General features: G+C 61.8%; 26 protein-coding genes. 16 read left to right on the forward strand and 10 right to left on the reverse strand.

Annotation, left to right across the window (positions count from 1 at the left end; all coding sequences use genetic code 11):
• Positions 1 to 14: 14 nt before the first annotated feature.
• On the forward strand, positions 15 to 287 hold the full coding sequence (locus tag C8K66_RS18985; RefSeq protein WP_017847058.1) for a DUF1652 domain-containing protein: 273 nt from the start codon (positions 15 to 17) through the stop codon (positions 285 to 287).
• On the opposite strand, the gene C8K66_RS18990 is transcribed toward C8K66_RS18985, so the two are convergent.
• Entirely contained in the window at positions 250 to 1,443 is a 1,194-nt protein-coding gene (locus C8K66_RS18990) for an MFS transporter (RefSeq protein WP_108525643.1), read from the reverse strand. The genes C8K66_RS18985 and C8K66_RS18990 overlap by 38 nt on opposite strands.
• A gap of 207 nt (positions 1,444 to 1,650) precedes the next feature.
• Between C8K66_RS18990 and C8K66_RS18995 the strand changes: the two genes are divergently transcribed.
• The 3 genes from C8K66_RS18995 to C8K66_RS19005 are packed head-to-tail and all read left to right on the forward strand — an operon-like array spanning position 1,651 to position 4,682.
• Positions 1,651 to 2,208 (forward strand): helix-turn-helix domain-containing protein, encoded by a 558-nt coding sequence (locus C8K66_RS18995; RefSeq protein ID WP_017847055.1) that lies wholly within the window; start codon positions 1,651 to 1,653, stop codon positions 2,206 to 2,208.
• Positions 2,209 to 2,219: 11 nt separating this feature from the next.
• Positions 2,220 to 3,566, forward strand: coding sequence for a glutamine synthetase family protein (locus tag C8K66_RS19000; protein WP_108525645.1), 1,347 nt, complete (start codon positions 2,220 to 2,222; stop codon positions 3,564 to 3,566).
• A gap of 18 nt (positions 3,567 to 3,584) precedes the next feature.
• The gene (locus tag C8K66_RS19005) at positions 3,585 to 4,682 is read left to right on the forward strand and encodes a DNA alkylation repair protein (RefSeq protein WP_108525647.1); all 1,098 of its coding nucleotides are present in this window, start codon (positions 3,585 to 3,587) and stop codon (positions 4,680 to 4,682) included.
• Positions 4,683 to 5,110: 428 nt separating this feature from the next.
• Here the strand turns inward: C8K66_RS19005 and C8K66_RS19010 are convergent, their stop codons facing one another.
• Positions 5,111 to 6,004, reverse strand: coding sequence for a LysR family transcriptional regulator (locus C8K66_RS19010; RefSeq protein ID WP_017847052.1), 894 nt, complete (start codon positions 6,002 to 6,004; stop codon positions 5,111 to 5,113).
• Positions 6,005 to 6,133: 129 nt separating this feature from the next.
• Here C8K66_RS19010 and C8K66_RS19015 point away from each other — a divergent pair, with 129 nt between their 5' ends.
• The 6 genes from C8K66_RS19015 (at position 6,134) to C8K66_RS19040 (ending at position 13,929) form a co-directional block, all read left to right on the forward strand.
• Complete coding sequence (locus C8K66_RS19015) at positions 6,134 to 7,801, forward strand: GMC family oxidoreductase (protein ID WP_046384018.1); 1,668 nt, start codon at positions 6,134 to 6,136, stop codon at positions 7,799 to 7,801.
• Positions 7,802 to 7,916: 115 nt separating this feature from the next.
• Positions 7,917 to 9,539, forward strand: coding sequence for an MFS transporter (locus C8K66_RS19020; RefSeq protein WP_108525649.1), 1,623 nt, complete (start codon positions 7,917 to 7,919; stop codon positions 9,537 to 9,539).
• 166 nt (positions 9,540 to 9,705) lie between these two features.
• Positions 9,706 to 11,655 (forward strand): DNA topoisomerase III, encoded by a 1,950-nt coding sequence (locus C8K66_RS19025; protein WP_108525737.1) that lies wholly within the window; start codon positions 9,706 to 9,708, stop codon positions 11,653 to 11,655.
• Positions 11,656 to 11,786: 131 nt separating this feature from the next.
• Positions 11,787 to 12,227 carry a CBS domain-containing protein gene (locus C8K66_RS19030; RefSeq protein WP_017847048.1) on the forward strand — a complete coding sequence of 147 codons (441 nt, stop codon included), beginning with the start codon at positions 11,787 to 11,789 and terminating at the stop codon, positions 12,225 to 12,227.
• A gap of 8 nt (positions 12,228 to 12,235) precedes the next feature.
• Complete coding sequence (locus C8K66_RS19035; protein ID WP_108525651.1) at positions 12,236 to 13,081, forward strand: NAD-dependent protein deacetylase; 846 nt, start codon at positions 12,236 to 12,238, stop codon at positions 13,079 to 13,081.
• Between the two features lie 518 nt (positions 13,082 to 13,599).
• On the forward strand, positions 13,600 to 13,929 hold the full coding sequence (locus C8K66_RS19040; protein WP_017847046.1) for a hypothetical protein: 330 nt from the start codon (positions 13,600 to 13,602) through the stop codon (positions 13,927 to 13,929).
• Between the two features lie 57 nt (positions 13,930 to 13,986).
• On the opposite strand, the gene C8K66_RS19045 is transcribed toward C8K66_RS19040, so the two are convergent.
• Positions 13,987 to 14,889, reverse strand: coding sequence for a LysR family transcriptional regulator (locus C8K66_RS19045; RefSeq protein WP_046384021.1), 903 nt, complete (start codon positions 14,887 to 14,889; stop codon positions 13,987 to 13,989).
• A gap of 133 nt (positions 14,890 to 15,022) precedes the next feature.
• Here C8K66_RS19045 and C8K66_RS19050 point away from each other — a divergent pair, with 133 nt between their 5' ends.
• Genes C8K66_RS19050 through C8K66_RS19060 form a run of 3 tightly spaced genes read left to right on the forward strand, consistent with a single transcriptional unit; the run spans position 15,023 to position 17,610 of the window.
• Positions 15,023 to 15,721 carry a CoA transferase subunit A gene (locus C8K66_RS19050; RefSeq protein WP_017847044.1) on the forward strand — a complete coding sequence of 233 codons (699 nt, stop codon included), beginning with the start codon at positions 15,023 to 15,025 and terminating at the stop codon, positions 15,719 to 15,721.
• 36 nt (positions 15,722 to 15,757) lie between these two features.
• The gene (locus C8K66_RS19055; protein WP_010566045.1) at positions 15,758 to 16,417 is read left to right on the forward strand and encodes a CoA transferase subunit B; all 660 of its coding nucleotides are present in this window, start codon (positions 15,758 to 15,760) and stop codon (positions 16,415 to 16,417) included.
• Between the two features lie 11 nt (positions 16,418 to 16,428).
• Entirely contained in the window at positions 16,429 to 17,610 is a 1,182-nt protein-coding gene (locus tag C8K66_RS19060; RefSeq protein ID WP_046384023.1) for an acetyl-CoA C-acetyltransferase, read from the forward strand.
• Between the two features lie 59 nt (positions 17,611 to 17,669).
• Here the strand turns inward: C8K66_RS19060 and C8K66_RS19065 are convergent, their stop codons facing one another.
• Positions 17,670 to 18,086 (reverse strand): PaaI family thioesterase, encoded by a 417-nt coding sequence (locus C8K66_RS19065; protein WP_079443303.1) that lies wholly within the window; start codon positions 18,084 to 18,086, stop codon positions 17,670 to 17,672.
• 126 nt (positions 18,087 to 18,212) lie between these two features.
• The gene (locus C8K66_RS19070; RefSeq protein ID WP_057004905.1) at positions 18,213 to 19,298 is read right to left on the reverse strand and encodes a DUF1615 domain-containing protein; all 1,086 of its coding nucleotides are present in this window, start codon (positions 19,296 to 19,298) and stop codon (positions 18,213 to 18,215) included.
• Between the two features lie 145 nt (positions 19,299 to 19,443).
• Here C8K66_RS19070 and C8K66_RS19075 point away from each other — a divergent pair, with 145 nt between their 5' ends.
• Positions 19,444 to 20,058, forward strand: coding sequence for a LysE family translocator (locus tag C8K66_RS19075; protein WP_046384025.1), 615 nt, complete (start codon positions 19,444 to 19,446; stop codon positions 20,056 to 20,058).
• Between the two features lie 56 nt (positions 20,059 to 20,114).
• Here the strand turns inward: C8K66_RS19075 and hemB are convergent, their stop codons facing one another.
• The 3 genes from hemB to C8K66_RS19090 all read right to left on the reverse strand — a co-directional run bounded on the left by hemB (position 20,115) and on the right by C8K66_RS19090 (position 22,751).
• Positions 20,115 to 21,089, reverse strand: a complete 975-nt coding sequence (gene hemB, locus C8K66_RS19080; RefSeq protein WP_017847039.1) for a porphobilinogen synthase — start codon at positions 21,087 to 21,089, stop codon at positions 20,115 to 20,117.
• Between the two features lie 116 nt (positions 21,090 to 21,205).
• Positions 21,206 to 22,048 carry a PhzF family phenazine biosynthesis protein gene (locus tag C8K66_RS19085; protein ID WP_046384026.1) on the reverse strand — a complete coding sequence of 281 codons (843 nt, stop codon included), beginning with the start codon at positions 22,046 to 22,048 and terminating at the stop codon, positions 21,206 to 21,208.
• 4 nt (positions 22,049 to 22,052) lie between these two features.
• Positions 22,053 to 22,751: a glutathione S-transferase N-terminal domain-containing protein gene (locus tag C8K66_RS19090; RefSeq protein ID WP_079443300.1), complete on the reverse strand. Its 699-nt coding sequence runs from the start codon at positions 22,749 to 22,751 to the stop codon at positions 22,053 to 22,055.
• Between the two features lie 248 nt (positions 22,752 to 22,999).
• On the opposite strand from C8K66_RS19090, the gene C8K66_RS19095 reads away from it, so the two are divergent.
• Both C8K66_RS19095 and C8K66_RS19100 read left to right on the forward strand, forming a co-directional pair.
• Positions 23,000 to 23,701 (forward strand): hypothetical protein, encoded by a 702-nt coding sequence (locus C8K66_RS19095; RefSeq protein ID WP_046384028.1) that lies wholly within the window; start codon positions 23,000 to 23,002, stop codon positions 23,699 to 23,701.
• A 58-nt stretch (positions 23,702 to 23,759) separates the two neighbouring features.
• Positions 23,760 to 24,815 (forward strand): permease, encoded by a 1,056-nt coding sequence (locus tag C8K66_RS19100; protein ID WP_026140034.1) that lies wholly within the window; start codon positions 23,760 to 23,762, stop codon positions 24,813 to 24,815.
• Positions 24,816 to 24,853: 38 nt separating this feature from the next.
• Here C8K66_RS19100 and mnmH read toward each other — a convergent pair whose 3' ends face one another.
• Together mnmH and selD are read right to left on the reverse strand one after the other, a co-directional pair.
• Complete coding sequence (gene mnmH / locus C8K66_RS19105) at positions 24,854 to 25,957, reverse strand: tRNA 2-selenouridine(34) synthase MnmH (RefSeq protein WP_017847034.1); 1,104 nt, start codon at positions 25,955 to 25,957, stop codon at positions 24,854 to 24,856.
• A complete protein-coding gene (gene selD / locus C8K66_RS19110) occupies positions 25,957 to 26,991 on the reverse strand; it encodes a selenide, water dikinase SelD (protein WP_108525653.1) in 1,035 nt (344 codons plus the stop codon). The genes mnmH and selD overlap by 1 nt, the downstream gene beginning before the upstream one ends.
• Positions 26,992 to 26,993 lie beyond the last annotated feature (2 nt).

Consider the following 26,993-nt stretch of genomic DNA (forward strand, 5'->3'; position numbering starts at 1 on the left):
CGGAAGGAATTAGCATGTTTACCCTGTCTCAATTGCGAAATTGCATCGAAGAAGGCCTGTCGCCGCTGACGTGCGAATTCACCCTGTGCCGGGACGCGTCGCTGACCCTCAAAGTCTTCGACGCCGAAACCGGCCGGGTCGACCTGGTGGTCACCGGGATCAGCACCAATCGGCTGCAGACCCCGCAAGAAGTGGACAAGATGGTCGAAGAATTACGCTACGAGCTGCACAGCAACCACCTGGGCAAACTCACTCTGGATGACTTGCCTTCAGCCTCGCACCCATGAAATAGAACACCCCGCCACCGACGATAAACGCCCCCAGCATGTAGAACATGTAATGCGCCGGCAGGCTGGCCAACACCAACCCGCACAGCACCGGCCCCAGCGCGGCGCCGAGGTTGGACAGGTTTTGCGCGCCGTAATACATGCCGCGCAGGTGGTCCGGGGCAATACGGTCGATAAACATGTACTCGGCCGGGAACACGACGATTTCCCCCACGGTAAACACCGCCATCGCCAGCACCCACCACAGTACGCTGGTGGACAGCGCAAAGCCGATCAACCCCAGCATGAACATGCTCAAGCCGAAGATCAGCCACTGGCTCAGGTAACGGTGCGAGATGCGCCGACCAATCACGTATTGCAAGGCAATCACCAACACGGCGTTCGTCGTAAGCACCGCGCTGATGACCTTGTAGGTGTATTCAGCAGTGGTGGTGGTCACCAGGTATTGCGACAGGTAAGCCGTGAACTGGCCGAACACCACCGCACTGAGCACGCCGCCAACGGTGAAGCACACCAGGCGCCGATCCTTCAACAGCACGCGGCCGACAGCCAGGAATGACACCGGCTTTTGCGTGGCATCGACAGTGGCCAGCGCACGATCGCCCCAGCGCCAGTACAGCAGGAAAAAACCCGCCCCCAACAGCGCCGACAGCATAAACGGCAAGCTGATATCCAGCCTGGCCACCATCGCACCAAAGAGCGGCCCCACCGCATAGCCGATATTGGTCAGGGTGTACTTGATGGAAAACACCTCACTGCGCGCGTCTTCCGGCAACAGGCTGGCAAAGCCGGCTTTGATCGCAATATCGATGACCGCGTAAGCCAGGTTGATCAGGATCAGGCAGCCGTAGAACGCCCAGATAGTCTGCGCGAGCACCGTACCGATAAAGCCCACGACAAACAGCGCACTCAAGCCCAGCAGTAACCGATAGCTGCTGATGCGATCGACGAGAAACCCGCCATACACGCTGAGCAACGAACCGACGATCAGCGAACTGCCGATCACCAGGCCGACCTGGGTGATGTCCAGGGCAAAGTGCCGGGTGAGGTAGATAACCAGGTACGGAAAGGTGATCGCCTTGGCCAGCGTCAACATCAACGTGGCGGACAGCAACAGCTTCACTGTGCGGGGGTAGTGTCTTAGGGTGGCAAGCATCCTGCTCTCATTCCATGAAGGTAACGCGGCCATTGCAGCCGGCCACCTTACCTCAGGAACCCGAAAAAAGCAGGCGTTGCCAGCGGATTATTGCTTGACCGGGGTGATCTCGAGGACGGTGCCGTTAGTGGTTTTGAGCAGCACAAACCTATTGCCCTCGTGAAATTTATCCTGTAATTTTTCATGAAATTTAACGAAATAAATTTCATGAACCAACAAGAAGAACTCGAAGCCCTGGCGATCCTGATCCACGACCTGCGCAAGTACAAGAAACTCACCCTCGCGCAATTGGCGCAAAAGATCGAGCGTTCGGTGGGTTTCCTGTCTCAGGTCGAACGAGGCCTGTCACGCCCGACCGTGGCGGACCTGACCGCGATCAGCCACGCCCTTGACGTGCCCACCACCTATTTCTACAGCCTGAGCAAACCCAAGGCCATCAACTGGGTGACGCGCCCCAACGAGCGGCGCACGGTGTATTACGCCAATGGCATCACCGACATCCTGGTCTCCCCCAACATGAACGGTGCGTTTTCGATGCTCGACAGCCTGCTGGCCCCCGGAGCCAATAGCGGTGAGCAGACCATGAGCGACCGCGCCGAGCAGGCCGGGTTTGTGCTGGAGGGTGAGTTGACGCTGTGGGTGGAAGGGGAAGCCGACTCGGTCACCCTGCACCAAGGCGACAGCTTCCACCTGGCCAGTTTCGCCCGTTGCCGCTACGCCAACCTGACCGAACTGCCCGCCCGCGTGCTGTGGGTTTACAACTAGGAGCTACACCCGTGAAAAGCCATTCCTCCACGCTGCTGGCCGAAGTACGGAGCTTTCGCCAGAACCACCCCGACGTGCGTTATGTCGACCTGATCGCCCTGGACATCCCCGGGCATTTCTACGGCAAGCGCTACCCGGTGGAGATGCTGGAAAAAGTCGCCGCCGGCGGCCCCTTGAAGCTGCCGCAGAACGCCGTGCTGCTGGGGGTTCAGGGCGGGTTGTTCAAGATCGGTGATTACTGCTTCAACGACGGCGACCCCGACGCCAACCGCCGCCTGGTGCCGGGCACGCTCAAGCCGGTGAGCTGGGAGTCGCAGCCGCTGGGCCAGATGCTGATCACCTCGGACGGTACGCAAGCGCCGATCGAATTCGAACCGCGGGAAGTATTGGCCAAGGTCCTGGAACGCCTGCACCACAAAGGCATTCACCCGGTGGTGGCCTTTGAACTGGAGTTTTACCTGTTCGACAAGCAGCTCGACAACGGCCTGCCGCAATTCGCCCGCGACCCGCTGAGTAACGACGCCGACGACCAGCCCAACCTGCATATCGAGCGACTGTCGCGCTTCAGCGAGGTGCTCGACGATATGGCGCAAACCGCCAAGGACCAAGGCATCGACATCACGGTGATCACCGCAGAACTCGGCCCCGGCCAGTTCGAGATCAACTTCGGCCACTTGGACGATGGCCTGCGCGCTGCCGACTGGGCCGCCCTGTTCTGCCGCAGCACCCGCGGCGTGGCGCTCAAGCACGGCTACCGCGCCAGCTTCATGGCCAAGCCCTATCTGCAATTCCCCGGTAGCGGCATGCATGTGCATGTCAGCCTGTACGACGGCGCCGGCAACAACATACTCGCGGCCCATCAACAGCAACCCCTGCGCCACGCCGTGGCCGGTTGCCTGGAGTTGCTGCCGCACTGCATGCCGATCTTCTCGCCGAACCACAACGCCTTCCGCCGCCTGGGCGGTACGGTCAACGCCGCCACCCGTGCCAGCTGGGGCTTCGAAGACCGCGATGCGTGCGTACGCATCCCCGAGTCCGACCCGCGCAACCTGCGTATCGAACACCGCCTGGCCAGCGCCGATGCCAACCCGTACCTGGTGTTGGCGGCGATTCTGGTGGGGTTGGAGCATGGGCTTGACGCCAAGCGCGAACCCATCGCCCCACTGAACGACGACCGCAACAGCGGCACCGACTTCCCCCTGGAAATGCTCAAGGCCGTGCGCGCCATGCAACATCAAGCGGTATTGCGCGATAAGCTGGGCGCGGAATTTGTCGACGTGTACTGCGAGAACAAACGCCAGGACCACTTGGCGTTTCAGCAGGAGATCAACGCACGGGAATACCGCTGGTTTCTCTAACCCCCCATGGAATCACCGATGACCGACCAAAGCGCCCCGGCCCTCAAGGAAATCTTCAACGCCGAACGCCTGCAACACATCGCCACCGAGATGACGGCGGTGTACCCGGCGTTCGACGCCCAGGGCTTTCTCCAGCACGCCAAGGCCGGGCTGGCCGAGTTGTCGGTGATGCAGCGCGTGGCGCGGGTCAGCGACAGCCTGCATGCGGTGATCCCGCTGGATTACCCACAGACTCTCACGCTGCTCTATGCCCTCGCGCCGCGCTTGAACAGCGGCTTTGTCAGCCTGTTCCTGCCGCACTACGTGGCGAGTCATGGCCGGGATGACTTCGAGCGCTCCATGGCCGCGCTCAAATATTTCACCACCTTTGGCTCCGCCGAATTCGCGATCCGGCACTTCTTGCTGCACGACTTCCAACGCACCCTGGCGGTGATGCAACAGTGGTCGCTGGATGACAACGAACACGTGCGCCGCCTCGCCAGCGAAGGCTCGCGACCGCGCCTGCCGTGGTCATTCCGCCTGGCCGACGTGCAGGCCACCCCCGCGCTGTGCGCGTCGATCCTCGACAACCTCAAGGCCGACAGCAGCCTCTACGTGCGCAAGTCCGTGGCCAACCACCTCAACGACATCACCAAGGACCACCCCGATTGGGTCCTCAGCCTGATCGAAGGCTGGTCGCTGGATAACCCGCACACCGCCTGGATCGCCCGCCATGCACTGCGCAGCCTGATCAAGCAGGGCAACACCCGCGCGCTGACGATCATCGGCGCGGGAGCCAAGGCCGAGGTCAAGATTCATCACCTGCGCGTCACGCCGGCGGTGATCACACTGGGGGAGCGGATCAACCTGACCTTCAGCCTCGAATCCACCGCCGCCGCACCACAAAAACTGGTGGTGGACTACTCCATCGACTACGTAAAAAGCGCCGGCCACCGTGCGGCCAAAGTGTTCAAGCTCAAGGCCTTTACCCTTGGCGCAGGCGAGCAGCAGCACATCAGCCGCGAACAACATATCCGTGAACTGACCACGCGCAAGCACTACCCGGGCAAGCACGCGGTGCATGTGCTGGTGAATGGAGAACGGCTGGGCAGCGCGGAATTCGTCTTGCGCGATTGACTCAGTTCAAGCAACACCACATTTGGATCTCCATAGATCAGATAGACCCTGATCTGCTTTTGCTCTGCTCTTGCTCTTGCTTGGCCTTATAGCCGACCCGATCTTGGAAGCTGAATCCGGTCAAAAGTGTGGGAGGGGGCTTGCCCCCGATAGCGGTGAATCAGTCATGCATGTTTGGGCTGACACTCTGCTATCGGGGGCAAGCCCCCTCCCACATTTGGATCTCCATAGATCAGATAGACCCTGATCTGCTTTTGCTCTGCTCTTGCTCTTGCTTGGCCTTATAGCCAACCTGATCTTGGAAGCTGAATCCGGTCAAAAATGTGGGAGGGGGCTTGCCCCCGATAGCGCTGCTTCAGTCATGCATGTTTTGGCTGACACACTGCTATCGGGGGCAAGCCCCCTCCCACATTTTTGATCCAGGTTCTTCAGGTGGACCCGCCGAGCAACAGTGCCTGCTCCCGCGCGCACAACTCCACCACGTAATCCCACAACACCCGCAGCCGCACCGACTTGTGCAGTTCCCGGCGCGAGCTGATCCAATAGCTGCGCTGAATCCCCTCCCCCGGCAACAACGCCACCAGGTCCGGATCACCGGCCGCCATGAAGCACGGCAACACCGCAATCCCCAGCCCGGAACGCGCCGCCTGGTGCTGGGCGATCACGCTGGTGCTGTGGAACACCACTTTGGGGTTGCGGCAGAAGCTGCTGAGCAGTTTCAGTTCCTGGCTGAACAGCAGATCGTCGACGTAATCGATCCAGGCATGGGCGGCGAGGTCTTCGCGTTTTTCAATCGGCGGGGTGCGCGCCAGATACGCGCGGCTGGCATAGAGCGCCAGGCGGTAGTCGGTGAGTTTGCGCGTGACCAGTTGATCGACGCTGGGACGTTCGAGGTGGATGCTGATTTCGGCTTCGCGGTTGAGGATGCTGACGAAACGCGGCACGGCCACCAGCTCCACTTCCAACCCCGGATAGCGCTCGAACAGCCCGCCCATGCGGCTGGCGAGGAACATCACCCCCAGCCCTTCGGCCACGCCCAGGCGGATCTTGCCCAGGGGCGCGGCGGTGTGGGTCAGTTCGTCTTCGGCCAGCAGCGCGACGTTTTCCATGGCTTCGGCGTGTTTGAGCAGGGCCTCGCCGGACGGCGTCAACTCATAGCCGTGGGCGTGCTGCACGAACAACGCGGTGCCGAGGCTTTTCTCGATCGCCTCGATATGCCGCGCCACGGTGGCGTGGGTGGTTTTCAGGCGTTGCGCGGCGGTGAGCAGGCGGCCGCTGCGCTGCAACTCAAGAAAAAACCGCAGGTCATTCCAGTCGAACATAGCGCCTCCAATCCGTGAGCCTGGACCGCACTGTTTAAAAACGCACAGCCACTGGGTAAAAACTAACATTTTTAAGACGAAAACTAACAACTAGGATGGAGCCAATAAGAAAAACAAGCGAGACCTCAGATGCCCACTGCAACTGCTGAATACGATTACATCGTCGTAGGCGCCGGCCCCGCAGGCTGCCTGCTGGCCAATCGACTGTCCGCCAACCCCGCCCACCGTGTGCTGTTGCTTGAAGCCGGTGGTCGCGACAATTACCCCTGGATTCACATCCCCGTCGGCTACCTGTTCTGCATCGGCAACCCACGCACCGACTGGTGCTTCAAGACCGAAGCCCAGGCCGGCCTGCAAGGCCGCGCCCTGAGTTACCCGCGGGGCAAGGTGCTCGGCGGTTGTTCGTCGATCAACGGCATGATCTACATGCGCGGCCAGGCTCAGGACTACGACGGCTGGGCGGCGGCAGGCAACCCGGGCTGGGCGTGGGAAGACGTGCTGCCGCTGTTCAAGCACAGCGAGAACCATTTTGCCGGCGGTTCGGCATTTCACGGCGACGGCGGTGAGTGGCGCGTCGAGCAACAGCGATTGCATTGGCCGATACTGGATGCCTTTCGCGAGGCCGCGGCGCAAAGCGGCATCGCCAACGTCAGCGACTTCAACCAGGGCGATAACGAAGGCTGCGGTTACTTCCAGGTCAACCAGAAGGCCGGCGTCCGCTGGAATGCGGCCAAGGCGTTCCTCAAGCCGATCCGCCAACGGCCGAACCTGACGGTATTGACCGAAGTCGAAGTCGACCGCGTGTTGCTGGAAAACGGCCGCGCATCGGCAGTGGTCGGGCGTCAGCACGGCCAGTCGCTCCGTTGGAAGGCCCGTAAGGAAATCGTGTTGTGTGCTGGCGCCGTGGGTTCGCCCGGCATTTTGCAGCGTTCGGGGATTGGCCCCGCCAACGTGCTCAAGCCGCTCGGCATCAATGTGTTGCATGAACTGCCGGGGGTTGGCGGCAACCTGCAGGACCACCTGCAACTGCGGCTGATCTACAAGCTGGAAAACGCGCGCACCCTGAACCAGATCGCGGGCAGCGTGTGGGGCAAAATGGGCATGGGCCTGCGTTACCTGTATGACCGCAGCGGCCCGCTGTCGATGGCGCCCAGCCAGCTCGGCGCGTTTGCCCGCTCGGGCCCGGAACAAACTTCGGCCAACCTTGAATACCATGTGCAACCGCTGTCCCTGGAGCGCTTCGGCGAGCCGTTGCACGCGTTCCCGGCGTTTACCGCGTCGGTCTGCGACTTGCGCCCGCAAAGCCGCGGGCGTATCGATATTCGCTCGGTCAACCCGGCGGATGCGCCGTTGATCCAGCCCAATTACCTCAGCCATCCGCAAGACCTGCGGGTGGCTGCCGACGCGATTCGCCTGACTCGACGGATCGTCGCCGCGCCGGCCCTGAGCCCGTTCAAACCGGTGGAATACTTGCCCGGCGATGCGCTGCAAACCGAAGAGCAACTGCACGAAGCCGCGGCGCGCATCGGCACGACGATCTTCCATCCGGTGGGCACCTGCCGCATGGGCAGTGACCAGGACGCGGTGGTCGACGCGCAGTTGCGGGTGCATGGCGTGCCGGGGCTGCGCATCGCCGATGCCTCGATCATGCCCCGCATCACATCCGGCAATACCTGCTCACCGACGCTGATGATCGCGGAGAAAGCCGCGCAACTGATCCTTTCACCGAACACTGTAGGAGCGAGCTTGCCCGCGAAAAACACAAAGGCGCCGCGTTCATCCAGATTTCCCGCGTAATCGTTGGCGATTTTCGCGAGCAAGCGCGCGCCTACAGAGGAACGGAAAACAGACCGGCGCTGAGGTTGGCGCCGACAGTGGAACAACAATAAATAATCACTGTGAGGGATACCCGATGTCAGAACATGCTCAAACCCTGGGCTCGGCGGTCAGCACGAGCACCGTCAGCGAATCGAGAAAAGTCATCTTCGCCTCGTCCCTGGGGACGGTATTCGAGTGGTATGACTTCTTCCTCTATGGCGCCCTCGCGGCGGTGATCAGCAAACAGTTCTTTGCCGGGGTCAACGACACCACGGCGTTTATCTTTGCCTTGATGGCCTTCGCGGCCGGCTTTGTGGTGCGCCCGTTCGGCGCGCTGGTGTTTGGCCGCCTGGGCGACATGATCGGGCGCAAGTACACCTTCCTCGTGACCATTATCCTGATGGGTGTGGCGACGTTCTGTGTCGGCCTGCTGCCGACGTATGCCAGCATCGGCATTGCCGCGCCGGTCATCCTGATCGCCCTGCGCATGCTGCAAGGCCTGGCGTTGGGCGGCGAGTACGGCGGCGCGGCGACCTATGTCGCCGAACACGCCCCCGCCGGCAAGCGCGGCCTGCACACCAGCTGGATTCAATCCACCGCCACCCTGGGGCTGCTGTTGTCATTGCTGGTGGTGCTGGCCTGCCGCTACTTCACTGGCGATCAGTTCGAAGTGTGGGGCTGGCGCATTCCGTTCCTGTTTTCCATCGTGCTGCTGGGCATTTCCACCTGGATCCGCATGAGCCTGCATGAATCGCCGGCGTTCCTGAAAATGAAGGAGGAAGGCAAGGCCAGCAAGGCGCCGATCCGCGAGTCCTTCGGCAAGTGGGAAAACCTCAAGGTGGTGCTGATTGCGCTGTTCAGCATCAACGGCGGGCAAGCGGTGACCTTTTACGCGGCGCAGTTCTATGTGCTGTTCTTCCTCACGCAGTTCCTGAAGATGGACCCGGCCCTGGCCAATATGCTGCTGATCATCAGCGTGGTGATTGGCGCACCGTTCTTTATCTTCTTCGGCTGGCTGTCGGACAAGATCGGGCGCAAACCGGTGCTGATGCTCGGCCTGCTGCTGGCGACCGCGCTGTACTTCCCGATCTTCAAGGGCCTGGCGCACTACACCAACCCGGCGATGGACCAGGCCAGTCGCCAGGCGCCGATCACCGTGCTGGCCGACCCGGCCACCTGCACCTTCCAGTTCGACCCGGTGGGCAAGGCGCGTTTTGACAGCCCGTGCGACAAGGTCAAGACCTTCCTGGTCAAGCAAGGCCTGCCCTACAGCAGCGCCGCCGCCCCCGCAGGCAGCCCGGTGCAGGTGAGTGTGGGCGACGTGCACATCGATGGCTTTGACGAGTCGGCCCTGCGCGCCGCCGTGACCCTGGCCGGCTACCCGACATCGGCGGATGTGGCGCAGGTCAACAAGGTGATGGTGGTGGTGCTGATCGTGGTGCTGATCCTGATCGCGGCCATGTGCTACGGCCCGCTGGCGGCGTTGATGGTGGAACTGTTCCCGACACGCATCCGCTACACCTCGATGTCCCTGCCCTATCACATCGGCAACGGCTGGTTTGGCGGCTTCCTGCCGACCGTGTCGTTTGCCCTGGTGGTGTACACCGGCGATATCTTCTATGGCTTGTGGTATCCGGTGGTCGTGACCGGGGTGAGCCTGGTTGTCGGGATGTTCTGCCTCAAGGAAACGCGGCATGTGGATATCGACAACAACTGACCCGACCACCTGAACACCGCAGGTCCCCTGTGGGAGGGAGCAAGCCCCCTCCCACATCTGCTCTGTGGCGCCACACAAATTGCTGTACATCCATACAGATAATGGTTGCTCAAATCCCTCGGACTACGCATCCTGCAAGGCATCAACCCGATCTGATGTGATGACCATGCGGCTGTTCCTCTGTGAAAAACCCTCCCAGGCCAAGGATATTGCGGCCGTGCTCGGCGCCACGCGCCGTGGCGACGGTTGCTGGCTGGGCAACGGGATGACCGTCACCTGGTGCATCGGCCACCTGCTGGAAACCGCCCCGCCCGACGCCTACGACGCCAAGTACAAGCGCTGGGTGCTCGCCGACCTGCCGATCGTCCCGGACAAATGGAAGATGCGGGTCAAGCCCAAGACCGCCGCCCAGTTCAAGGCGGTCAAGCGCCTGCTGGGGGAAGCCTTGGAACTGGTGATCGCCACCGACGCCGACCGCGAGGGCGAAATGATCGCCCGCGAGCTGGTGGAACATTGCCGCTATCGCGGGCCGATCCAACGCCTGTGGCTGTCGGCGCTGGACGACGCCTCCATCCGCAAGGCCCTGGCCGCGCTCAAACCCGGCGCCGAGACCTTCAGCCTGTACCACTCGGCCCTCGGCCGTTCCCGCGCCGACTGGCTGATCGGCATGAACATGAGCCGCCTGTTTACCTTGCTCGGCCGCCAATCCGGTTACCAAGGCGTGCTGCCGGTGGGCCGGGTGCAAACCCCGACCCTGCGCCTGGTGGTCGACCGCGACCGCAGCATCGCCGATTTCGTACCGGTGGCCTACTGGGCCATCGACGTCGACCTGCGCCACGCGCACATGACCTTCACCGCCCAATGGCGCGCCGTCGACGATGCCTGTGACGACCAAGGCCGCTGCCTCAACCCGCAACTCGCCCGGGACGCCGCCGACGCCATGACCCACGCCGCCAGTGCGCGGCTGGTGAAGTTGCGCACCGAACGCATGCGCGAGGTCGCGCCCCTGCCCTTCGACCTGGGGACGTTGCAGGAAATCTGCTCGAAGAAGCTCGGTCTCGGCGCCCAGGAAACCCTGGACATCGCCCAATCGCTGTACGAAACCCACAAGGCCATCACCTACCCGCGCAGCGATTGCGGCTACCTGCCATTGAGTCAGCATGGCGACGCGGCGAAGATCCTTGCCGCCCTGGGCCGGGCCGACGCGGCCGTCAACGAACTGATGCCGCATCTCGATCCCCAGCGCCGCTCGCGGGCGTGGAACGACGCCAAGGTCAGCGCCCACCACGGCATCATTCCCACCGGCGCCGGCAAGGATGCCGGGCAGCTCACCGGCAAGCATCGGGCGGTCTACACACTGATTCGCGCGCGCTACCTGGCGCAGTTTCTGCCCAACCATGAATACGACCGCACCCAGGCGGATTTCGACTGTGCCGGCCAAGCGCTGCGCGCGGTGGGCAAAGTCGTCATCGAGCCGGGCTGGAAACGCGCGCTGCCCGAAGCCCTTGCACCCGCCAAAGGCCGTGAGGCGCCAGTGCCGCAAGCCCTGCCGGCGCTGGTGCAGGGCCAGGATTACGCCGTTGCCAAGGTCAACCTCAAGGACCTGTGGACCCAGCCGCCCAAACCCTTCACCGAGGGCGACCTGATCAAGGCGATGAAAAACGTCGCCAAGCTGGTGGAAGACCCGTTGCTCAAGCAAAAGCTCAAGGACACCACCGGCATCGGCACCGAAGCCACCCGCGCCGGGATCATCCAGGGCCTGCTGGACCGAGGCTACCTGGTGAAGAACGGCAAGGCCCTCTCGGCCACCCCGGCGGCGTTCAGCCTGATCGATGCGGTGCCGCGCGCCATCGCCGACCCGGGCACCACGGCGATCTGGGAACAGGCGCTGGACATGGTGCAAAGCGGCGAAATGAGCCTGGAAGAATTCGTCGCCAAGCAAGCGGCCTGGATGAGCAAGCAAATCGCCCGCTGCAACGGTATGCGTATGACCATCACCGGCCCCGCCAGCCCGGCAGGCCGCGGCGCCACCCCGTGGAAGAAGAAACGCACGGCCGCGCCCCGCAAGACGGCGGCCAGCCCAAAGCGGGCGAAAAAGCCGACAAGTACCGGGTAAACCATGAATAAATCCGGCGGATGACGTTTTTCGACAGTTTTAACGCCGCTTTGGTCCTTGCTCCGGCGCCGGCCGTCTAGGATTCTGTAGGGGATTGCTGACTTCCTAACAACAACACCGGAGTGGCCACCATGAAAACCGTCTCAGAAGTACTCAAAGCCAAAGACAAGCAAAACCAGGAAGTCCACACCATTGAATGGGACCACACCGTATTCGAAGCGTTGGTGGTGATGTCATCGAAAAATGTCGGGGCCTTGCCGGTCGTCAAGCAGGGTGAGGTGGTTGGCATCATCAGCGAGCGCGATTACGCACGGAAGCTGATACTCAAAGGCCTTTCTTCCGTCACCACCAAAGTCCACGAGGTCATGAGCTCTCCAGTCATCACGGTCGATGCCCACAAGACGGTCGAAGCCTGCATGAACATCATGACCGACAGTCACCTGCGCCACTTGCCGGTGGTCGTCGACGGAAAACTGCTGGGCCTGCTCTCCATCGGTGACCTGGTCAAGGAAGCCATTGCCGAACAAGCCAACCTGATCAAGCAACTGGAGCAATACATTCGCGGCGAATAGGAGAGCCCATGCTCGACATGCTCGAACATCAAGAAGCTCACCTCGAGACCCTGCACCGGGCCATGGCCGCACGGCGTTTTCTGGTGCTGACCGGGGCGGGGATCAGCACGTCATCAGGTATCCCGGATTATCGGGACAGCGAAGGCGTGCGCCGAGGCAAGGCGCCGATGATGTACCAGGAGTTCCTGGCCACCCCGCAAGCGCGGTGCCGTTATTGGGCACGGGCGATGCTGGGCTGGCCACGGGTACGGATTGCGCAGCCGAACCAGGCCCACCTGGCGCTGGCCGCCTTGCAACATCGCCAGCGTATCAGCGGGCTGATCACACAAAACGTCGACACGCTGCATGACCAGGCCGGTAGTGAGGATGTGATCGAGCTGCATGGCAGCTTGCATCGCGTGCTATGCCTGGATTGCCATCGGCCCAGCGCACGCGATGTGATCCAACGGTTGATGGAGGCCGAGAACCCGTACCTGGCGGGCGTCGACGCCGTGCAGGCACCCGACGGCGATACGCTGCTCGACGCAGCGTTTGAACAACGTTTTCGCGTGCCCCGCTGCCCCCATTGCGACGGTGAACGGCTCAAACCGGACGTCGTGTTCTTCGGCGAAAACGTTGCCCAGGCCACCGCCGCCAGGGCGATGGCGGCGGTGGAACACGCCGAGGGGCTGTTAGTGGTGGGGTCGTCGCTGATGGCCTATTCGGCGTTTCGCCTGTGCAAGGCGATGGTCGAGCAAGGCAAACCGGTGATTGCCATCAATCTGGGCAAGACCCGTGGGGATGAGTTGTTGCAACTGAAGATCGCGGCATCCTGCGAGCGGTTGTTGCCGCTATTGGCAGAGCGCCTGGGATAGCCAGGGCACCGCCCCTCAAAAATCAGCGGGAGACCCGGGCAGGCCAACGAACTGCAGCGACCCACCGCACAAAAAATGACGCCTGAGTCACACCTCCTCGCATGCCCCCATCCCCACGGCGATTTATGTAGTGATAAAAAATAATCACTACATAACCGTTGACGTAACCTTTTTGTCCTTGCATGATCTAGACGTCTCCCGGATCGGGAGCGTTGGTAACAAGCGTTTTGAACAAGCTCGTCTGACCGCCGAGCTGTTTCTTCCGGATGTGCACTGCCCACAAGGCAGATTGATGAAGCTGACCGACCCGAAGGGTTCGGTACAAGGAGCTCAAACGCTGCTTGTCTTCGTTATGAAACCATTGCGTAGCAGTTCATCAGCAAGACTACATGCATCAGGTTCAAGACCCTGCCCGTATTCGGCAGACCGTCACTGACGCCCGGTTTTCGGAACCGGAGACAACTAAGCAGTTTTAACGAATCAATTGATAGATCGCCAACTGGTCAAGGGGCTTACACATGAATCTGAACAACCAACCAACTATCGAAGAATTGGCTGAGATGTTCGCAGCGCAGAAAGACACACTCGACGACCATATCCTGTGGATTGGCAAATCGGGCAAAGTCCAAATTGACTGCCTGGCGCCCCACACCGAAGAAGCCGAGTTCGACAAAAACAACCGTGAACTGGCGGCGCGCCTGAAGATGTACCGCCGTGGCCAGGGTTATGTCGGCAAGAAAGCGGCGGCCGATCGCAATTTCATCGAGCAAGTGTTCGACACACTTAACCACGCGTGGGAGTCTTTCAAAGACAACTCGCAAGTTAAAGTAATCGACCGCTACTACTAAGTACTTCTCAACTAATGTGGGAACTGGCTTGCCAGTTCCCACATTTTTTATGCAACTTCAAAAGTTGGGGTAACGCCCTTTCCCCGCTTCATCGCGGAAAATATCAAACAACACCTGTGCCGCCGCCGACAGTTCATGCCCCGGTTTGGTCAACACACCAATCGGCCGCTCGATCACCGGATCGGTCAAGGTGATGCAATGGGCGCCCGCCTCCTGCATCTGCTGCGCACATAATGCCGGTACGGCGCTGACCCCCAGGCCACTGGCAACCATCTTGCCCACCGTCGCCAATTGATGACTCTCCAGCGCCACCGGCAATTTCATCTGCAAGGCGCCCAGATGCTCCTCCAGCATCACCCGTACCGTCGAGGGTCGTTGCAGGGCAATGAACGGTTGCTCCAACAGGCTTTTCCAGTCGATTTCAGCACGCAGTGCCAAGGGTGAATCCATGGGCACCACCGCAATGAAGCGGTCCAGGTATAACGGCGTAAACGCTAGCGACGACCCCTCGGACGGTTCGAACGCCACGCCCAACTCGACCTGGCGATCACGGACCATTTCCAGCACCTGTTCGTTGATCAGGTCATGCACCGTCACGTTCACATGGGGGTAACGCGCGCGGAATATCTTCAGGATCGGCGGCAGCAGGTTGCCCGCAAACGACGGCATCGCCGCCACCGTTACGCGCCCGCGCTGCAGGGTGAAGCGCTGGCGCAGTTCATCCTCGGCGTTGTCCCAATCGGCAATCAGCCGACGCGCCAGCGGCAATAAGGATTCCCCTTCAGGGGTCAGCGCGACATTCCGCGTATTGCGGCTGAACAAGCGCCCGCCCAGCCCTTCTTCCAGGCCTTTGATGGTCAGGCTCAGCGCCGACTGAGAGAGGTGCAGGCGCTCGCAGGCGGCGGCAAAACTCAGGCTTTGCGCCACAGCCAAAAAGGCACGCATCTGTTTGACGGTCATGACATTACTCCGGACGACGGCTCGACTATGCAGTTTTTTAAATCAATCAACCTTAAAAAACAACTTAACAAATCAATCCGTCGGCGCAACACTCGAGGCATTGGCTGGCCCACTAACAATAAAAGAGGTGCATATGGCAGGTTTCGATAAACGCGTGGCGTCCTATGAAGAAGCCCTCGCAGGCCTGGAAGATGGCATGACCGTACTCGCTGGCGGCTTTGGCCTGTGCGGCATTCCGGAAAACCTCATCGCCGAGATCAAGCGCAAAGGCACCCGCGACCTGACCGTGGTTTCCAATAACTGCGGCGTCGACGGCTTTGGCCTGGGCGTGCTGCTGGAACAAAAGCAGATCCGCAAAGTGATCGCGTCTTATGTGGGCGAAAACGCCCTGTTCGAGAAGCAACTGCTCAGCGGCGAAATCGAAGTGGTGCTCACCCCTCAAGGCACCCTGGCGGAAAAAATGCGCGCCGGCGGTGCTGGCATTCCGGCCTTCTTCACCGCCACCGGCGTCGGCACCCCGGTGGCCGAAGGCAAGGAAACCCGTGAATTCAACGGTCGCCCGTACCTGATGGAAGAATCCATCACCGGTGACTTCGCCATCGTCAAAGGCTGGAAAGCCGACCACTTCGGCAACGTCATCTACCGCCACACCGCCCAGAACTTCAACCCGCTGGCCGCCACCGCCGGCAAGATCACCGTGGTCGAAGTCGAGGAAATCGTCGAACCGGGCGAGCTGGAACCGTCGCAGATCCACACCCCTGGCATCTACGTCGACCGGATCATCTGCGGCACCTTCGAGAAGCGCATCGAACAGCGTACCGTCCGCAAATAATCCCTCCAGCCCGAAGAGAACAAGAGGAACAGCACAATGGCTCTCACCCGCGAACAAATGGCTCAACGCGTCGCCCGCGAAATGCAGGACGGTTTCTACGTCAACCTGGGCATCGGCATTCCGACCCTGGTGGCCAACTACATCCCGGAAGGCATGGAAGTGATGCTGCAATCGGAAAACGGCCTGCTCGGCATGGGCCCGTTTCCCACCGAAGACACCATCGATGCCGACATGATCAACGCCGGCAAACAAACCGTGACCGCGCGCATCGGCGCCTCGATCTTCTCCTCCGCCGAGTCCTTCGCAATGATTCGCGGCGGCCATGTCGACCTCACCGTGCTCGGCGCGTTTGAAGTGGACGTACAGGGCAACATCGCCTCGTGGATGATCCCGGGCAAGCTGGTCAAGGGCATGGGCGGCGCCATGGACCTGGTGGCCGGCGCGGAAAACATCATCGTGATCATGACCCACGCCTCCAAGGACGGTGAGTCCAAATTGCTCAGCCAATGCACCCTGCCGCTGACCGGTGCCCACTGCATCAAGCGTGTGCTGACGGACCTTGCATACCTGGAAATCGACAACGGCGCCTTTATCCTAAAGGAGCGTGCCCCAGGGGTCAGTATTGAAGAGATTGTCAGCAAGACAGCCGGTAAACTAATCGTCCCCGACCACGTTCCAGAAATGCAATTCCAGTGAGGACACATTCCATGCAAGACGTTGTGATTGTTGCTGCCACACGTACCGCCGTAGGCAGTTTTCAAGGATCGCTCGCGAGCATCCCGGCACCGGAGTTGGGCGCTGCCGTAATCCGTCGCCTGCTGGAGCAGACCGGCCTCGACCCGGCCCAGGTGGATGAAGTGATCCTCGGCCACGTACTCACCGCAGGCTCAGGCCAGAACCCGGCGCGCCAGGCGTCGATCCTCGCCGGCTTGCCCCATGCCGTACCCGCGATGACCTTGAACAAGGTCTGCGGTTCGGGCCTCAAGGCCCTGCACCTGGGCGCCCAGGCCATCCGTTGTGGCGATGCCGACGTGATCATCGCCGGCGGTATGGAGAACATGAGCCTGGCCCCCTACGTATTACCTGGTGCGCGCACCGGTTTGCGCATGGGCCACGCCAAGATGATCGACAGCATGATCACCGACGGCCTGTGGGATGCATTCAACGACTACCACATGGGCATCACCGCCGAGAACCTGGTGGACAAGTACGGCATCAGCCGTGAAGCCCAGGACGCCTTCGCCGCCGCGTCCCAGCAAAAAGCCGCCGCCGCCATCGAAGCCGGCCGCTTTGCCGATGAGATCACGCCGATTCTGATCCCACAGCGCAAGGGCGACCCGGTGGCCTTCGCCGTGGATGAACAACCGCGCGCCGGCACCACCGCCGAGTCGTTGGCCAAACTCAAACCCGCGTTCAAGAAAGACGGCAGCGTCACCGCGGGCAACGCATCCAGCCTCAACGACGGCGCCGCCGCGGTGCTGCTGATGAGCGCCGACAAGGCCAAGGCCCTTGGCCTGCCCGTTCTGGCGCGTATCGCCAGCTACGCCAATGCCGGCGTCGACCCGGCCATCATGGGCATCGGCCCGGTCGCGGCCACCCGCCGCTGCCTGGACAAAGCCGGCTGGAGCGTCGGCGACCTGGACCTGGTCGAAGCCAACGAAGCCTTTGCCGCGCAATCCCTGGCGGTGGCCAAAGAGCTGGAATGGGACGCCGACAAAGTCAACGTCAACGGCGGCGCGATTGCCATTGGCCACCCGATCGGCGCATCAGGCTGCCGCATACTGGTGACCCTGCTGCACGAAATGATCAAGCGCGACGCCAAAAAAGGCCTGGCGACACTGTGCATCGGTGGCGGCCAAGGCGTAGCCCTGGCCCTTGAGCGCAGCTGATTCAAGAGCAACACACGAAAAGGCCCGGTTCCACGAAAAACCGGGCTTTTTTTCGTCTGTCAGTCCGCACGCGGCACCGCAAACACCGCGTTCGCCCGCGCCACGACTTTCTCCTCCACCTGCAGACTCACCGTGGCAAACGCCATTTGCCGGCCACGCTTGTGATGCTCCAGTCGTACCACGATCCACTCCCCCACTTGCACCGCGCCCAGGTAATCGACAGTCATGCTCGCGGTAATCAACGGCAATGGCGGCTCACTGGAAAACGCCATCGCGTAGCCCATGCCGATATCCGCCAGAGTCGCCAACACCCCGCCATGCACCGTGCCGCGGCCATTGGCATGACGGTTGTCGGCGCGCAGGCCGATTTCCAGTTGCAGACCTTCACCCCGGCAATACGCCGGGCCCAACAAGTCGAGCAGCGGGCTGCTGCGCGGCAGTGAGACAAAACCTTCGGGCACGGCGTGAGCAATCATCGCGGAGTCTTCCTTGGAGTCAGGCATGAGGTGTACCCCAGGCCCCACACGGCGACCATTACCATCAGCCGCACATATCCTCTGCAATGCCTGGGGCTGATTCGCCAACCCCGCTCAGGACCGGCCTCAGCGCTTCATACAGCGCTGATAACGCTCATCCACCCGCTGGGCGAACCAGGCAGTGGTCAGGTTGCGGGTGATCTTCGGACTCTTGAGCACGATGCCCGGCAGGATCGCCCGCGGCAGCGGTTTGCCGGCCGCCGTGTCGGCCAGGGCAAACACGCGTGTGTAGAGCGTGGTCTGCTCAAAATCCAACTGTTCGCCCTGCTCCAGCTGACTGCGGATGCTGGGGTTGCGCATGTCCAGCCGGGCGCCGAGGGAACGCACTGCCAATTCGGTGCTGCCGGGCAGCAGCGAGCCGTAGCGGATCAAATCCCCGTCCAGCGCCAACTCGGTGCCTGAGACGCGGCTGACGGCGGCCTGGAACGCGGCGTTGCGGCTGGCGTACCAACCGGCGTTGAAGTCGGCAAACCGGTACAGCGGCCGGTCATAACTCACTGGGTAACCAAGCAAATGGGCGATGCCAAAGTACATGCCGCCACGTCGCGTGAACACTTCCCGACGGATCGTGCCGTCTACCGTGTAGGGATAACCCCGCGCCTGCTTCTGCGCAAAGTCGATGCTGACTTGCATCGGGCCGGCGGTGTGTACCGGGTTGAAGCCGCCAAACAGCGTATTGCCCAAGGGCACCATGCTGATGAAGTCATCGAAGATCCCGCTCAAGTCTTTCTCCGTGCGGGCGGCATTCAAGCGATCGGCGTAGGACTTACCAGTGGGCGAACGCAGTTGCAGTGCCGTGCGGACCAACACCGCCGGCACATGCACCTTACCGGCACGGCGCAGGATTTCATCCTGGGCGATCTTGCCCATGTTCGGCACAGGTGGGTCGACCTGGTAAGTGGACTCTTGCTCAGTCACCGCCAGCACGGCGCAGATGTTTTCGGTACTCGGGTAGATGTGCTGGGTGTCGAAAGCGGTGTAGATATCCTGGGCCCAACCGTTGCGATCGGCGACCTTGGCGGGCAGCAAACGCACGATCTGCGCCTTGACCTCAGCTTCACTGCGCTCCGGCTGTTGCGGGCCGCGTGCGGTCGAGCAACCGGCCAGCACCAGCAAGGGCGTGAGACACAGGATCAGGCGGCGTAGGTGCATGGGGCTTCCTTGAGGGGCGATGGGCCGGGCGATGCAGATATCGACCGATAAGTCTAACGCGGGTTCGCCCTGTGGCCCCCTCGCCAACACAATGCGAATATGACAGGATCTTTCACCGACCATTCGTACAAGGAGTTTGAATGCCATGCTCAGCATGAACTTTCTCATCACCTGCCTGATCGTTGTGCTGATTCCCGGCACCGGCGTGATCTTTACCGTGTCCACGGGGCTCATGGCCGGCAAGCGCGCCAGCGTGTTCGCCGCGCTGGGCTGTACCGCTGGGATCATCCCGCACTTATTGGCATCCATACTCGGCCTTTCCGCCCTGCTGCACACCAGCGCATTGGCATTCGAAGCGCTGAAATTCGCCGGAGCCGCCTACTTGCTGTACCTGGCCTACGCCACTTGGCGCGATCGTTCGGCCTTCGCGGTGAATGACACACCAACGGCAACCACGGCCCGTGGCCTGATGCTGCGCGGTTTTTTGCTGAATATTCTCAACCCCAAGCTGACGATTTTCTTCCTGGCCTTCCTGCCTCAGTTCGTCACACCGGCCAGCACGGCGCCGGCCTTGCAAATGCTGGTGCTGAGCGGCGTGTTCATGGCCATGACGTTTGCGGTGTTTGTGGTGTATGGCCTGCTGGCCAATGTGTTTCGCCGCGCAGTGATCGAGTCACCACGGGTACAGAACTGGCTGCGGCGCAGTTTTGCGGCGGCCTTTGCGGGGTTGGGCTTGAACCTGGCGCTCGCACAGCGCTGAAAAACGCTGCAACCCACTGTGGGGGACGGGCTTACCCGCCCCACAGGTTGGGCGCTTTAGATCCCTGCCAGCGCCAGGTCCATGGCGAAGTAAGTGAAGATCAGGTCCGCGCCGGCGCGCTTGATCGAACCCAGGGTTTCCCGCACCACGCGGTCCTCATCGATCGCGCCTGCCTGAGCACCGAATTTGATCATCGCGTACTCGCCGCTGACCTGATACGCCGCCACCGGCAGGCGCGAGGCTTCGCGGATGTCACGGATGATGTCGAGGTAGGCACCGGCCGGTTTGACCATCAGCGCATCCGCGCCTTCCTGCTCGTCCAGCAGCGATTCACGCACGGCTTCGCGGCGGTTCATCGGGTTCATCTGATAGCTTTTGCGGTCTCCCTTGAGCGCGCTGCCACCCGCTTCACGGAACGGGCCGTAGAGGGCCGAAGCGAATTTGGTGGAGTAGGCCATGATCGGAATATGGGTAAAACCGGCGTCATCCAACGCCCGGCGAATCGCCTGAACCTGGCCGTCCATCGCCGCCGACGGCGCGATCACATCGGCACCGGCACGAGCCGCCGCCACGGCTTGCTTGCCGAGGTTGACCAAGGTCGCGTCGTTGTCGACATGGGCGCCATGCATCACACCGCAATGGCCATGATCGGTGTATTCGCAGAAACAGGTGTCGGACATCACGATCATTTCCGGCACGGCATCCTTGATGATCGAGGACATGCGCGAGACCAGGCCGCGCTCCTTCCAGGTGTCGCTGCCACTGGCGTCCAGGTGGTGGGACACGCCAAAGGTCATCACCGATTTGATCCCGGCGCGGGCATAGCGCTCGATTTCCCCGGCCAGCTTTTTCTCAGGGATGCGCAACACACCCGGCATGCTGGTGATCGGTACGAAGTCGTCGATTTCTTCTTCGACGAAAATCGGCAGCACCAGATCGTTGAGGGTGAACTCGGTTTCCTGGAACAAGCTACGCAACTCCGGGGAGCGGCGCAGACGGCGTGGGCGGGCTTGAGGGAACTGGCTGGTCATGGCTGTCCTGAATAAGGCTAAAAACGTTGGGGCGAAAGCGTATGCCCCCCGACCCCGGCAGCGCAAATGCCAGGCAGGCAATAGTTTATGGCAAGGCCCACAACAATTGCATTGATCTAGAGCTGTAGACGCCCTTCGATGCACACCGCCACAGCACCGCCGACCCAGATCTCATCGCCCTGGCGCTCGATGCGGATACGCCCCGCGCGCCCCATGGCCGTGCCCTGGCTGACCACGTAACAGTTCGGTGCCAGGCCTTCGTCCAACAACCATTGGGCCACCCCGGCATTCAAGCTGCCGGTGGCCGGGTCTTCCGGGGACCCGTCGCCGGCGATGAACGCGCGCACTTCAAAGTGCGTGTCTACAGCGTCGCGTTCGGGATCGCAGGGGGCAATCACGCCCACCGCCAGACCGAGCAACTGCGAGTAATCGGGCTGCAGATCGAGCACCGCCTGGCGGTCGGCCAGCATCACCGCCAGCCAACCTGCGCCGTTGTCCACCCACTGACTGCGCACAATAGCCTCCGGCGCCAGGCCCAACCCCAGCCGCACGCGCTCCAGCAACGCCGCCTCCAGCGGGCCCGAGCGCAACAACGGCGGCGCGATGAACGCCAGCTCATCGCCTTGGCGACGGATACGCACCAGGCCGATTTCGCACTCCTGGATAATTTCCTCCCCTCGCGCAATGCCCCCCGCCTGCAACCATGCATGGCAACTGCCCAGCGTCGGGTGCCCGGCGAACGGTAGCTCCTGCAAGGTGGTGAAGATTCTTACCCGGTAGTCAGCCCGTGGATCGCGGGGCGTGAGTAAAAACGTGGTTTCGCTGAGGTTGGTCCATTTGGCGAAGTCGGCCATCTGTTGCTCGCTGAGGCTGTCGGCCCCCAGCACTACTGCCAGCGGGTTGCCTTTGAGCGACACACTGCTGAAGACATCCAGTTGTTTGAAATCGAAAGTCGGCATGGGCTCAGCTCGGAATGTTCAGGCCACGGATCACTGCCGGACGTGCGACAAAGCCGTCCAGCGCGCGCAGCACATTGGGGAAATCGGCGATGCCGACCAGGTCACCGGATTCGTAGAAACCGATCAGGTTACGGATCCACGGAAACGTCGCGATGTCCGCGATGCTGTAGTCGTCGCCCATGATCCAGGTGCGGCCCAGCAGGCGTTTTTCCAAGACTTCCAGCAAGCGCCGCGACTCGGCGACGTAGCGGTCACGCGGGCGCTTGTCTTCGTAGGCCTTGCCGGCGAACTTGTTGAAGAACCCCACCTGGCCAAACATCGGGCCGATGCCGGACATCTGGAACATCAGCCACTGAATGGTTTCATAACGTGTCGCCGGGTCTTCGGAAAGCAACTGGCTGGTTTTTTCCGCCAGGTACAGCAGGATCGCACCGGACTCGAACAGCGCCAACGGCTGACCGCCGGGGCCGTTGGGGTCGATGATCGCGGGAATCTTGTTGTTGGGGTTCAGCGACAGGAACTCGGGCGACAGCTGGTCCTGGGTCTCGAAGCTGACTTTGTGCGCCTCGTAGGGCAGGCCCAGCTCTTCGAGCATGATCGAGACTTTTACCCCGTTGGGCGTGGGCAGCGAATACAGTTGCAGGCGTTCCGGATACTGGGCGGGCCATTTGCGGTTGATCGGGAAAGCGGCGAGTGAATTCATCGGGATATCCCTCGGCGGAAACCCCCATGATAATCATCTGCCCGGCATCCTGCATGGGTCATCATTGCGCAACATGCCCTCGCTACTCTCCCCCACGAGCGAACCAAAGTGGCCGAGTGGACTCTTAAGTGCGCTGAACGGTGAATGGAGGCACCCTGTTAATAAGACACGGAACCCGCAGGACGCCGCGTGTGTCACTGGGGCCGGGCTTGTCCGCCTTAATCCGATGCACTGAAGACTCGAGCCCAATGACAATAAAGCCTCTGTGCCTTGCGCAACGCCTCAAACGATATTCATACATCATATTACCGCTGTTGCTGGTCGGCGGCGCCCTCGACCTGACCCTGCAATCGCGCATCAGCCGCGCCGAATCGGTGGACGGCGTGCAAACCCTGGTGTTCCTGCGCCACGGCGAAAAACCCGTCGGCGGCCTGGGCCAACTCAATTGCCAGGGCCTGAACCGTGCGATGAACCTGGCCACCGTGCTGCCGGAAAAGTTCGGCAAGGCCAACTTCGTCTTCGCCGCCAACCCGACGCGCAATGTCGAGGAAGGCGAAAAAGATAATTCCTACAGCTACATTCGCCCACTGATGACCATCAGCCCCAGCGCGATCAAGCTCGGCTTGCCGGTGAACATCAAGTTTTCGGCGAATGACACCAGCGCCCTCGCCGACGAACTGGTGGAAAACAAGTACCACAACGCCATCATCTACACCGCCTGGTCCCACGGCTATCTGCCGGAATTGATCAACAAGGTGGCCAGCGAAGCGGTGGGCGAAAAGCACACCATCACCCAAGACTGGTCCGGCAATGACTACGACACGTTGTATGTGTTGACGCTCACCTGGCATAACGGCAAGGCCTCGCTGCTGAGCCGCAACTACAAGCAGGGCCTGAACAACGGCGAACAAACCTGCCCACCGGCGACGCAGGTCAGCGCAGACCTCTGAAGCCTGAGCAATAGAGGCGTATGATGCGCGGCTATTGACTCATCTGCGGATCAACACCATGTCCAACCTCGTCTCCACCCAGCCCAACCGGGGCTGGTCGTTCTGGTGGAAACCAGCGCTGTTCCTGCTGGTCGCCTGCATCGGCCTCTACTACGTGAAGTGGTCGCCCTACTACTTCAAGGCGTTCGTCGCCGCCGACAACCACAGCATCGGCGCGTCGATTCTCAATGACCAGCAAACCTCGCCACTGGCCGCGGCGCTGGCCTACGCCCAGGTGTATTTCCTGGCGATCTGGAAAGCCGCCGTTTTGGCGGTGATCTTGGGCTCGTTGCTGCAAGTGTTGATCCCCCGCGACTGGCTGCTGCGCCTGTTCGGGCGTGCCGGGCTGGGTTCGACCCTGCGCGGCGGGCTGTTCGCGCTGCCCGGAATGATGTGCAGTTGCTGCGCGGCACCGGTGGCGGCAGGCATGCGCCGGCAGCAAGTGTCGGTGGGCGCGGCGCTAGCGTTCTGGATCGCCAACCCGGTGCTGAACCCGGCCACCCTGGTATTCATGGGGTTTGTGCTGGGCTGGGGCTTCACGGCGTTAAGGCTGGTGGCGGGGATTGTGCTGGTGGTGGGCGTGTCCCTGGTGGCCCAGCGCATCGCGCGCCCGGAACAAGTGCCGGAAGCGGCGCTGGGCGCGGTGGCCGAGGCCAGCGTGATCGAGTCGCAACCGTTTTTCAGCCGCTGGTTGCGCACCCTGTGGCAACTGTTCTGGAGCACGATCCCGGTGTATATCCTGGCAGTGCTGGTATTGGGCGCGGCGCGGGTCTGGCTGTTTCCTCATGTGGATGGGGCGATGGCCGACAGCCTGCTGTGGCTGGTGCCGCTGGCGATTGTCGGCACGCTGTTCGTGATTCCGACCGCCGCGGAGATTCCTATCGTACAAACCATGATGACGCTGGGCATGGGCAGCGGCCCGGCCGTGGCCCTGTTGATGACCCTGCCGAGCGTGAGCCTGCCGTCGCTGCTGATGTTGCGCAAGGATTTCGACGCGCGGGTGCTGGTCACCGTGGCCGGCTTGACCATGCTGGTAGGCGTGGTCTGCGGCTTGATTGGAGCGGCGATTCTGTAAGTGGCAGGCGGGGTTGAGGGCCTTATTGCAGGCAGGCATCAACCTCGCAATGCACCACGCTCGCGCAAATACTCCACCACCGCTGCCTGCTCCCCGACAAACTCGATGCGCGCGCCTTTGCTTTCACGCTGGAAGGCGTACATCGGGTCGTAGTACTCGCGCAGCAACCCTTCGATCCACACCCGGTGCAGGTCCACAGCGCCGCTGCGGGTCTGTTCCGCCAGGGCGTCCTGCAGAATCGCCTGCAACCGCTGGAAACGCTCGCCGCCCAGGCGCTTGTGGATATTGGCCAGGCTCTGGGTCAGGCGCTCGCCAAACAGGACGTAGCCGGTTTCGCCAAATACCGCGATGAATTCAGCGCAAAGGTCGACCACGTAATCGCGCAGGATACGTTCGACCCGGCCTTCGACAGTGTCTTCCAGCCACACCATCGCAAAGGTCTGCATGCCCTTGTGCAACGGCAACGGCAGCGCACAACTGCCGATCATGCGGCTCTCATCCTCGACCACAAACTGCTCGACGCCGCCCGCGCGTTTTTTCAGCAGGTCCACCGCCAGGCGGTTCTCGAAGTCGATGTTGGACGGTTGCACTGTGGCCCGCTTGCCGAAGCTGGAACCGCGATGGTTGGCGTGGCCCTCCAGGTCCAGGGCGTTGCGCAGTTGGCCGAGCACTTCGGTCTTGCCAGTGCCGGTCATGCCGCCCAGCAACACGAAATCACACTCGGCGACCGCCTGTTCGACGGTCTCCAGCAAAAATCCACGCATGGCTTTGTAGCCGCCGCCGACGCGGGGGTACTCGATACCGGCTTCGGTTTTCAGCCATTGCTGCACGATCTGCGAGCGCAGCCCGCCACGAAAACAGTACAGGTAGCCATCGGGATTGGCCTGGGCGAACCGCGCCCATTGCTCGATACGCCCGGCCTTGATCGCCCCGGACACCAGTTCGTGTCCGAGCACGATAGCCGCTTGCTGGCCCTGCTGTTTGTAACAAGTGCCGACCCGCTGACGCTCGTCATCGGTCATCAGTGGCAGGTTGACCACGCCCGGGAACGCGCCCTTGGCGAACTCGACCGGCGCGCGGGTATCCATCATCGGCCGGTCGTTGAGGAAGATGTCGCGGTAGTCGGTGATGTCAGTCGCCATCAAAACACCTCTACCGCGTGGGTCTGTCGCTCAACCAATTCACCGATGGCCTCAAGGGTCAGGCCCAGTTCGCTGGCGACCGCATGAAACTCGGCGTCGCCCGCGGGCGTAACGGCGATCAGCAGGCCGCCGCTGGTCTGCGGGTCACACAGCACGCGCTTGTGCAGCTCCTGCAGGCGCCCGAGCTTGCTCGCGTAGCTGTCGAAGTTGCGCAAGGTGCCGCCCGGCATGCAGCCCTGGTCCAGGTAGTCCTCGATCCCGGGCAGGCGTGGGACTTTGTCGTATTCGATGCGTGCCGTCACGCCGCTGCCGTCAGCCATTTCCACCAAGTGGCCCAAAAGCCCGAAGCCGGTGACGTCGGTCATTGCCGTGACGCCGGCCAGTTTGCCGAAGCGGCTGCCAGGCTTGTTGAGGGTACACATCCAGTCACGAGCCAGGCCGATATCCGCCTCGCGCAATTTGCCCTTCTTTTCGGCAGTGGTCAGGATGCCGATGCCCAGGGGCTTGGTCAGGTACAAACGGCAGCCGACGGTGGCGGTGTCGTTGCGCTTCATATGGCGCTTTTGCACGATGCCAGTCACGGCCAGGCCGAAGATGGGCTCCGGCGCATCGATGGAGTGGCCACCGGCCAGGGGAATGCCAGCCTCGTCGCACACGGAGCGGCCGCCACGGATCACTTCGCGGGCAACCTCAGGCGCCAGGACATTCACCGGCCAGCCCAGAATGGCGATGGCCATCAACGGGTCGCCGCCCATGGCGTAGATGTCGCTGATCGCGTTGGTGGCGGCGATCCGGCCGAAGTCGAACGGGTCATCGACAATCGGCATGAAAAAATCAGTGGTGGAGACCACGCCGCGCTCGTCGTCGATGGCGTACACCGCCGCATCATCCCGCGAGGCGTTGCCCACCCACAGGTTGGGGTCAAGGTTCTGTGCGCCGCTGCCGGCGAGGATCACTTCCAATACCTGGGGCGAAATCTTGCAGCCACACCCCGCGCCATGGCTGTACTGGGTAAGGCGAATCGGCTCGTTCATGG

The organism is Pseudomonas sp. GV105 (genome assembly GCF_003058185.1).
Classification (GTDB): domain Bacteria; phylum Pseudomonadota; class Gammaproteobacteria; order Pseudomonadales; family Pseudomonadaceae; genus Aquipseudomonas; species Aquipseudomonas veronii.